Genomic DNA, 8631 nt, shown 5'->3' with positions numbered 1-8631 from the left:
CGCACCGGCCGCGCAGGACGGCCGGGAGCCGGCGGACACGGAGTCCGGACGCGAGCCGGCGGCAGGCACCCCCGACCCGCTGGACGTGCCGCACCCGGCCGCGCCGCCCGCCGGCGCCACGCTCTGGAAGCCCGGGACGGCCACCCCCGACGCCGTGGAGGAGTGGCGTACCGTCACCCGCCCCGACGGCACCCGCGAGCCGTTCACCGTCCCGGACATCGGCTTCCACGTCCGGCAGGTCGTGGGCCTCGGCTCCCTGCGGCAGGCCGGAGACCTGGCCGTCGCGAAGGCCTACGGCACCTCGCTCGGCCCCGCCGCCCGCGACGGCGGCCACCTCGGCGGCGACGCCCTCAAGGACGCCCTCGCCAAGGCGCACACCTCCGGCCTGACGCGGCCGGGCACGGCGTCCGCGCTTGCCCTCCACGACGGCACCACCGCCGAGTCGCTGTCGGCGTTCTTCTCCGACGCGGCCGAACGGGACGGCTACCAGGTCGCCGGACTGTCCGAGGACACGTTCGCGGGCGGCGCCCAGGGGGCGTACCGCCTCTACTCGCGCCCCGACCTGGCGAGCGCCGAACTCCTCGCCGTGGCACCGGACACGAACATGGAGAGCATGGCGCGCAGCACCGACGGGACCGACACCTCGGTGTCCCGCAGCGGCGCGCAGCAGCCCATCCTCGGCGGCGGGCCGTCGCTGGCGAGCGGCGACGCGGGCCGGGGCCAGCCCGGGCTCCAGGGCGCCGACGCGACCACGACGGAGGGCTTCAGCAACCGGCAGGGTGACACCGAAGCCGGCCAGTTCACGCTGAAGCCGACGGCCGGCCGGGCGTTCCTGTTCTCGATCCCGACGAAGTGGCTGGGCATCGCGGACGTGCACCGCACGTTCAAGGACGGCGCGGTCGGCTCCTGGATGCAGCGCAACCTCGGTCCGTTCGGGCCCGTGAAGACCGCGCCGCAGGCGGTCGAGGCGGACACGCACGTCCTCGCCTGGGTCCGGGAGGACGCCGCACGGCAGCTCGGCCTGGTCGACGACACGAACTTCCCGGCCGACGCGGCCTCCGCCTGGGACGCCGTGAAGAAGTCGGGCGAGGCGTGGGTCGCCGCCGACAACGCGTACTGGAAGGCCCGGCGCTCCCTGCCGGACCTGCGCGCGGCGTACGAACAGGCACGCGGTGACCTGCGGGCGGCGAAGCGGTCCCTCACGGACGCGCTCGCCACCGCTCCCGCCGACCTGGCCGCGATCGGCATGCACGACACGGCCGTACGCGAGGCGCGGGAGCTCGTGCGCGAGGAACGGGCCGCCGCGGCCCGTGCCGCCCGCGCCGTGCGGACCGCCTACGAGGGGATGACGTCGAGCGGTACGAAGGCCGAGGCAGCGGCGGCCGAGTTCCACCGCGTGCGCTCCGGCGCGGACCGCCTCACCCGCTGGCACCGGCTGCCCGCCGAGCAGCGCGAGGCGACACCGCAGCCGGAGGCGGTGGTGCACCGGCCCGCGCCCAAGGCCCCCGGCGCCCCGGCCGCCGAACGCCCCCGCTACGCCCTCGAACCGGGCGCCGCCGACCACCCGCCGCGGCTGACCTCGCCCGACGGGGAGCACACCTACGCGGTGTACGACGGGCCCCGCGACGGCGACGGCTTCTTCCACTCGTTCGCCGCCGGACTCGACCACGCGGACCCGGACCGGCTGGCCGGCCTGGTCCCGGTGGGCGACCCCGGGGAGACGGCCGACGCACTGCGGGCGCTGCTCGCCGACCAGCTGGACGCCCCGGACAACGCCGACCTGCTGGAGTTCACCGCGCCGGACACGCACGACACGTTCACCCGCGAGGAGGCGGCGGGCGCCGGCGTACGTTTCCGCGAGGGCTCCCCGCAGCAGCGGGAGTTCGACGCCACGGGTCACATGCCGCTGCACGAGGTGCTCACCCCGCACGAACGCGCCGGGCTCGCCGGGACCCAGCTGCGCAGGCGGGGCGCCACGGACGACGAGGCGTACGGCGACACCGGCTGGGACCACGGCGCGGCCGATCTGCTGCCCGCCCTCGCGGCGCGCGCCTTCGGCGTCAAGGTGACGGTCGTGCGCGACGGCGGCGCCTTCGACGAACACGTGCCGCCGGGCGCCACCGACACCGGCGAGGGGCTGCCGCACGTCGTGCTCCGCCTGGCCGACCGGAGCTTCGGCGTGGCGCTGTCCACGACCCGCCCGCCGCACGAGGAGACCGCCCCGGAGGCGGGCCGCGCCGGGGGCCGCACCCCCGGGACCGACGCACCGGAGCGGGAGCCGGCGACGACCGCCGCGGTCCGCGCGGACACGGGAGACGTACGGACGGACAGCACGGTGGAGGCCGTGCGCGAGGACCCGGCCGACAGGGCGAAGGCTGTCGAGACGGCCAAGGCTGTCGACACGGCGAAGGCAACCGAGACGGTGAAGGCGGCCGAGACGGCGAAGGCTGTCGGGACGGCGAAGGCGGCCGAGACGGCGAAGGGCGTCGAGACGGCGAAGGCCACGGACGCCGTCACCCCTGTCGCCACCGACTCCAGGGACGCCACCGACTCCAGGGATGGCAGCGGCCTCAAGGAAGCCACCGACCCCAAGGATGCGACCTCCGGCGCCGTCGCGGACCCCGCGTCCGGCGGGGATGTTCCCGCCGCCGTCGAACTGCCGCCGGGAGCCAGGCGCATCCTGGTCGTGTCCGACGTCAGCGGGCTGGGGCTCGGCGGGGTCCCGGTGTTCAACATGGAGCTGGTGCGCGGGCTGTCCGCCGCGCACCACGTGACGCTCCTGACGTCCGACCCGGCCCCCTACGACGCCGCGGTGAAGGCCCGCGAGCACGGCAACGCGGTGATCGTGAACCGGCCCGTGCCCGGGGTCGAGGCGCGTGACGCCTTCCACCGGCTCGTCGAGGCCCCGCCGCAGGAGCACGGGCTGCCGGCCGACCCCGACGCGTTCGACCTGATCATCGGTCACTCCCGCTTCTCCGGGCCGGGCGCGCTCGCCATTCAGAAGGGCTGGTATCCGAAGGCCAGGCTGGTGCACTTCCTGCACACCAGCCCCGTACGGCTCGACCGGATCAAGGACCAGCCGGAGAAGGGCGGCCAGAAGAGCCGGTCCGAACGCGAGGTCATGCGGGAGGCCGACCTCGTCGTCGGGGTCGGGCCGCTGCTGACGCGCGAGGCGGAACGCCTGTCCGAGCAGGTGCTGCGGGTCGCGGCGCTGCACGAGTTCGTGCCCGGCACCGAGGTCGGTCCGGTGGTCGAGAGGGCCGGCGGCGAGGACGGGGGCGGGATCCGCCTGCTGTTGCCCGGCCGGGCCACGGACGAGATCAAGGGTGTCGAGGGAGCGATCAAGGCGGTCGGTGCCGTACGGGACCGGGGTCTCGACGTCCGGCTGACGGTCCGCGGCGGACCGCGGCCCGCGGACGCCGACTACGCGTACTGGCAGGACATGGCCCGCGAACACGGTCGCGGCGGGGTCGAGATCCTTCCGTTCACCAGCAATGCGGACGACCTCGCACGGGACCGGGAGTCCGCCGACGCGCTGATCATGCCGTCGCTGCACGAGGGCTTCGGGCTCGTGGCCACCGAGGCGGCGGGCCGTGCCATCCCGTTGCTGGTCAACGGCGAGAGCGGGGCGGGCGAGTTCCTGCTGCGCTTCGGGGACACCGGCGCGAGTGCCGTCGTCGGGGCCCCGCACGAGGTCGGCGACCCCGCCTCCGCGCAGGCCAGGACGGGCGCGTGGGCCGACGCGATCGAGCAACTGGCCGCCGACCTGCCGCAGCGCCGGGCGCACGCCCTCCAGTTGCGCGACGAACTCGGCGCCTACTCCTGGCAGGACGCGGGCCGCTCGCTCGTCGACGCGGCGCTGCGCACCTCGCCCGACATCCGGGACGAGGCCTGGCAGCGGCGCGGCCACGGGGAGATCACCCGGCAGGGGCCGGGCGGAACGGTCGAGGTCCGGGGCGTACGGGGCGACTGGCAGCCGGCCCCCCGCTGGGACGGTTCGACGCCCCGGCCGCCCGCCGCGGAGGACTTCCGCGGCGCGGACGGGCCGCTCGCCGTCGATCCCGCACTGGACGTCGCGGACCGCACACGCGATGCCGCGACCGGCGAGGGGCGCGCGACGCACGCCCGGGAGGAGCACAGCACCCGGGAGGAGCACAGCACTCGGGAGGAGCACAGCGCCCGGCAGGAACAGGGTGCCCGGCAGGAACAGAGCGCCCGGGAGGAGCAGGGTGCCCGGCGGAACGGGCACGACGGTGGAGCCCCCGTCCTGCGGCGCTCGCCCAGCGCGCCCGGTAGCCTCGCCGCGCCCCCCGACGCCTGGACGCAGCGGCTCGCCGGCAGGGCGGCCGAGTTCGCCGAGGGCTCGGCGGAACTGCCGCAGGACCTGCGGACCGACATCGGCAAGCTGTCCGGCATGCTCGCCAAGACCGCGCTCACCATGCGCGAGAAGGGGCATCCGCACCTTCCGGCCGTCACGGTGACCGGGTACGACACCGGGGCCAGCACGGGCGAGGCGCACTTCGGCGAGGCGCTGCGCCTCGGCAAGGAGCGGGCCGAGAACGTCGTCGCCGCCTTCCGTACGGCCCTCGGCGGGCACCTGGACCGCCTGCGGGGCGAGAACGGCGACGGGCACGCCCTGACGGTGGAGGACTTCACCGTCAGGGCCCGGTCCGGCGGGCTGGACTCGCCGCCCGGCGGCTCGGGTCCCTGGCGCGGCACGCTGCTCACGATCGACGTGCGGCGTCCCGAACGCCCGGTGGGGCCGGCGTCCGGCGGCCCACGGGCGGGCCAGGACGTGAGCGCGGGCGTGGGCCGGGAAGTGGTGCATTAACGGCCGAAAGTGGGCGTACCGGGGGCCGGGGCGGCGCTGTTGCGCTGAGTGCGTGATCCCGCGCACCCGGCCCCACGGGCCATCCGCCACAGCCCACCCAGAGGAGCGACGCCATGCAGAAGCGGTCCGGTGACGCCGACTTCCCGTCCACGCCCGGCGAGGCAGAGACAGAAGCCGATACAGAAGCTGCGACGCGGCCCGCGACGGGAGCTGACACCGCTGCACGCCCTGCTCCCGGTGCCGCCGTTGATCCCGCCGCCGGTGCCAGTGCCAGTGCCGATGCCAGTGCCGGTGCCGGTGCCGGGGGCGGCCCCGCGACCGGGCCGCGGAACGAGGCCGAGGCCGAACTCGCCGTCTACCTCGCCCGCCACTCGTCCCCCGCGGCCTGCGCGGACGCGTTGATCCGGGACCCCGAGGGCCGGGTCCTGCTCGTCGAGCCGACGTACAAGGACGGCTGGGACCTGCCCGGCGGCATGCTGGAGGACGAGGAGCCCGAGGCCGGCATGGTGCGGGAGGTGCGCGAGGAACTGGGTCTTGAGGTACGGGCCGGTCGCCTGCTCGTCGTGGACACCGTGCCCGCGGACGTCCACGGGCGGACCATCCTGGCCTTCGTCTACGCGACCGAGCCGGTGCGCCCGCCCGCGGACGGCTTCGTCCTCCAGCAGGAGGAGATCGCCCGGGCGTGCTTCTTCACCGAGCAGGAGGCGCTCGGGCTGGTTCCCGGCGAGCTGGCGCGGCGCCTGGCGGGCGCGTTCGCGGCGGACCGCGCGGGCACGACCGCGGCCCTGCGCCACGGCCGCCCGGTGCCGCAGCCGCGGGCCGGGACGCCCGCCGGGCCCGCCGCCGCGGCCGGCGTGGGACCGGGGTCCCCGCGGTGACGCGCGAAGGCCGGGCCGCGTCCGTGGCCGACGCGTCGACGCGAGACGACCCGCAGCCGCCCGGGCCCGCGGCGCGGGCGCACACCGATGCCGCGGCACTCCTCGTCAACGACGCGGGCGAGTACCTCCTGCACCTCCGCGACCACATCCCCGGCATCCGCGACCCCGGGGCCTGGTCGCTGATCGGCGGGAGCAGGGAGGGCGACGAGACGGCCGGCGAGACGATCGACCGGGAGATCCTCGAAGAGGTCGGCCTGGTGGTGGCGGATCTCCGCCTCCTGTGCCGCGTCGAGCTGCCCGGGCCGGGCGGGGCCGCAGGGGGCAGGATCGACGTCTTCCACGGCCGGTGGAACGGCGACGCCCACGCACTGCCGCTCACCGAGGGCGTGATGTGCCATTGGTTCACCCGTGCGACGTCGGAGCGGCTGCGGCTCGGGCCGATCGCCGCCACGGCGCTGCGCCGCCACGGCCGGAGCGCCGGCGTGTCCTGAGGCGGGCCCCTGCCACGGCCCGGGCGATCCGGCCGCGCGTCAGCCCGTTGCGTCGGCCGGCGTCACGCCTCGTCGGGCCGTGGCGGCAGGGCCCGTCAGGTCGTGCGGGGCCGTGCCGGGCCGTGTCGGGCCCGTCAGGGCGCGGCCGGGGCATCGGAGGCCGGAACGTTGTACGACATGAGGGCCGCGCCGCGCTCCGGCAGCCGCATGCGCAGCTCGGTGACGGCCCCGTTGCGCAGGCCCGGCAGGACGCGGCGGTACTCGTCCAGCGGGATGCCGAGCAGGTGGCACAGCACGAGTCGGTAGAGGGTGTTGTGCGCGACCACCAGCACCCGGCCGCCGCCCCCGGCCGCGCCGCCGTCCTCCGGCGGCCGCGCCCAGGATTCGGCGACGCGCCACAGGGCCTGCGCACCGCGGGCGCCCGCGGCCACCGGGTCGTCGCCGCCGGGCAGCGGGCGGGTGGCCGGGCGTTCCAGGAACTCCTGCACGGCCTGCGGGTGTTCCGCGGCGACCTCGGCGAGGGTACGGCCCTCCGCGATCCCGAAGTCGAGCTCGCGCAGCCCCTCCTCGATGTTCTCCGGCAGGCCCGCGGCCCGCAGCGCGGGCGCCGCCGTGCGCCGTGCGCGGGACAGGGGCGAGGAGTACACCGCGTCCAGCCGCGCCGCACCCGCCCACCGGCCGAGCGCCTCGGCCTGCTCCTCGCCGCGCGGGGTCAGGGCGATGTCGCTGCTGCCGGTGTAGCGGTTCTCCGCGTGCCACACCGTCTCCCCGTGCCGGACCAGGAACAGCGTCGCCGTCCGCAGCGGCGCCGCCGGCGCGGAGGACGGGCCCGAGCCCGGACGGGAACGCGGATCGCGGCCGGAGGCGGACCCCGGACGCAACCGGTGATCGGAGCCGGAGTCGCGGCGGGAGCCGGAGCCGGAGCCGGAGTCGCGGCGGGAGTCGGAGCCGGAGTCCGAGCCGGAGTCCGGGCGGGAGCCCGAGCCGGAACCGGAGTCCCGGGCCGGGCGCGGAGGCGGGCCCTGGGGCGGGCTCGCCGTCATCCCTCGCTCCGCGCGTACCGTGCCGTCTCCCGGGGCAGCCAGCCGCGCTCCTCCAGCGCGTCGACCAGGACACCGAACGACTCGTCGAAACGGTCCTTCGTCGCGCTCCTCGGCGTGTACTCGGCGGCGATCCGCACCATCCCCCGCACGTCGTCCGGCGACCGTCCCGTGCCGCGCGCCGCGAGCACCGCCATGCCCAGCGCGGAATCCGCCTGTTCGGGCACGGCGACGGGTCTGCCCAGCACGTCGGAGCGCAACTGGTTCCAGTACGCGCTGCGCGTCGCCCCGCCCGTCATGGCGACCGGGCCGTCGACGCGCGCGCCCAGCCGGCGTACGTACGCCAGGCACAGCCGCTCGGCCAGCGCCACGCCCTGCAGCAGCGACGCGTAGTGGTCGGCCTCGTCCGCCGGGGTGCCCAGCGTGAACGCCTCGGCGTCCGGGGCCAGGAACGGGAACCGCTCACCGCGCGACACCAGCGGATACGTGACCGCGCCCGCCGGTTCGTGGGCGGCCGCGGCGCGGTCCAGCGCCGCCAGGTCCGCGCCGGGGAAGGACGCGCTCAGCGCGCCCGCCCCGACACTCGACGCGCCGCCCGGCAGCCAGGTGCCGTCGAGGGAGAGGTGGTTGTAGAGGACGCCGGCCGGGTCGTGGAGCGGCTCCGCGGTCACGCCCTTCAGGACGAGCGTCGTGCCGAGGACCGTGTTCCACCGGCCCACCTCCCAAGCCCCCGAGCCCAGTTGGGCGGCGCAGCCGTCCGTCATGCCAGCGACCACGGGGATGCCCTCCGCAAGACCCGTCGCCTCCGCGCCCGCGGCGCCGACCGTCCCGAGCACCGTGCCCGGCAGGACCACGTCGGGGAAGCGCATGCGGTCGGACAGGCCGAGCCGTTCCAGTACCTCAGCCGGCCACGCCCGGCGGCGGGTGTCGTAGCCCGACTTGAGCGCGTGGCTCGAATCCGCGGCGACCGGACGCCCCACCAGCCGGGACGTGACGAAGTCCGCCTGATGAGTGACCCGCGGCCGGGTCCCGGCGTCCGCCATGCCCTCGTCGGCGAGCCACAGCAGCTTCGCCAGCGCCCAGCCGGGCTGGATGCGCTGTCCCAGCCCTGCCCACAGCTCGTCGCCGGCCTCCTGGGCCCGACGGGCCTGCGCGGCCGCCCGGCCGTCGTCGTACATGAGCGCGGGGGACACGGGCTCGCCGTCCTCGCCGGTCAGCAGCACGGTCCCCGAGGTGCTGCACACGGCGACGGCGGCGACGGGCGCGCGCAGTTCGCGCAGCGCCTCGCCCACGGCGGCACGCGTCGCCGCCCACCACTCGCCCGGGAGCTGCTCGTGCCGCGCCCCGTCGCGCATGCCGGTCAGGGGCGCCGAGCCCCGGCCCCGCACGCG

At 76.6% G+C, this 8631-nt stretch carries 5 protein-coding genes; 3 read left to right on the top strand and 2 right to left on the bottom strand.

Annotated features, from left to right (window positions below):
• From L1885_RS18670 to L1885_RS18660, 3 genes are all read left to right on the top strand, one after another.
• On the top strand, window positions 1-4831 hold a 4831-nt coding region (locus L1885_RS18670), incomplete at its 5' end, for a glycosyltransferase (protein ID WP_235798289.1).
• Between the two features lie 113 nt (window positions 4832-4944).
• The gene (locus L1885_RS18665; RefSeq protein WP_235798288.1) at window positions 4945-5709 is read left to right on the top strand and encodes an NUDIX domain-containing protein; all 765 of its coding nucleotides are present in this window, start codon (window positions 4945-4947) and stop codon (window positions 5707-5709) included.
• Window positions 5706-6200, top strand: a complete 495-nt coding sequence (locus L1885_RS18660) for an NUDIX domain-containing protein (protein ID WP_235798287.1) — start codon at window positions 5706-5708, stop codon at window positions 6198-6200. The genes L1885_RS18665 and L1885_RS18660 overlap by 4 nt, the downstream gene beginning before the upstream one ends.
• 134 nt (window positions 6201-6334) lie before the next feature.
• Here L1885_RS18660 and L1885_RS18655 read toward each other — a convergent pair whose 3' ends face one another.
• Entirely contained in the window at window positions 6335-7243 is a 909-nt protein-coding gene (locus L1885_RS18655) for a histidine phosphatase family protein (protein ID WP_308117347.1), read from the bottom strand.
• Window positions 7240-8631, bottom strand: a 1392-nt coding sequence (locus L1885_RS18650; RefSeq protein WP_235798286.1) for an FGGY-family carbohydrate kinase, incomplete at its 5' end; no start/stop codon positions are given. The genes L1885_RS18650 and L1885_RS18655, both read right to left, overlap by 4 nt.

This window comes from Streptomyces fuscigenes (assembly GCF_021556455.1).
GTDB classification, from domain to species: Bacteria; Actinomycetota; Actinomycetes; order Streptomycetales; family Streptomycetaceae; genus Streptomyces; species Streptomyces fuscigenes.
The sequence above is the reverse complement of the archived record's forward strand: the minus strand, read 5'-3'. Positions and strand labels throughout refer to the sequence as shown.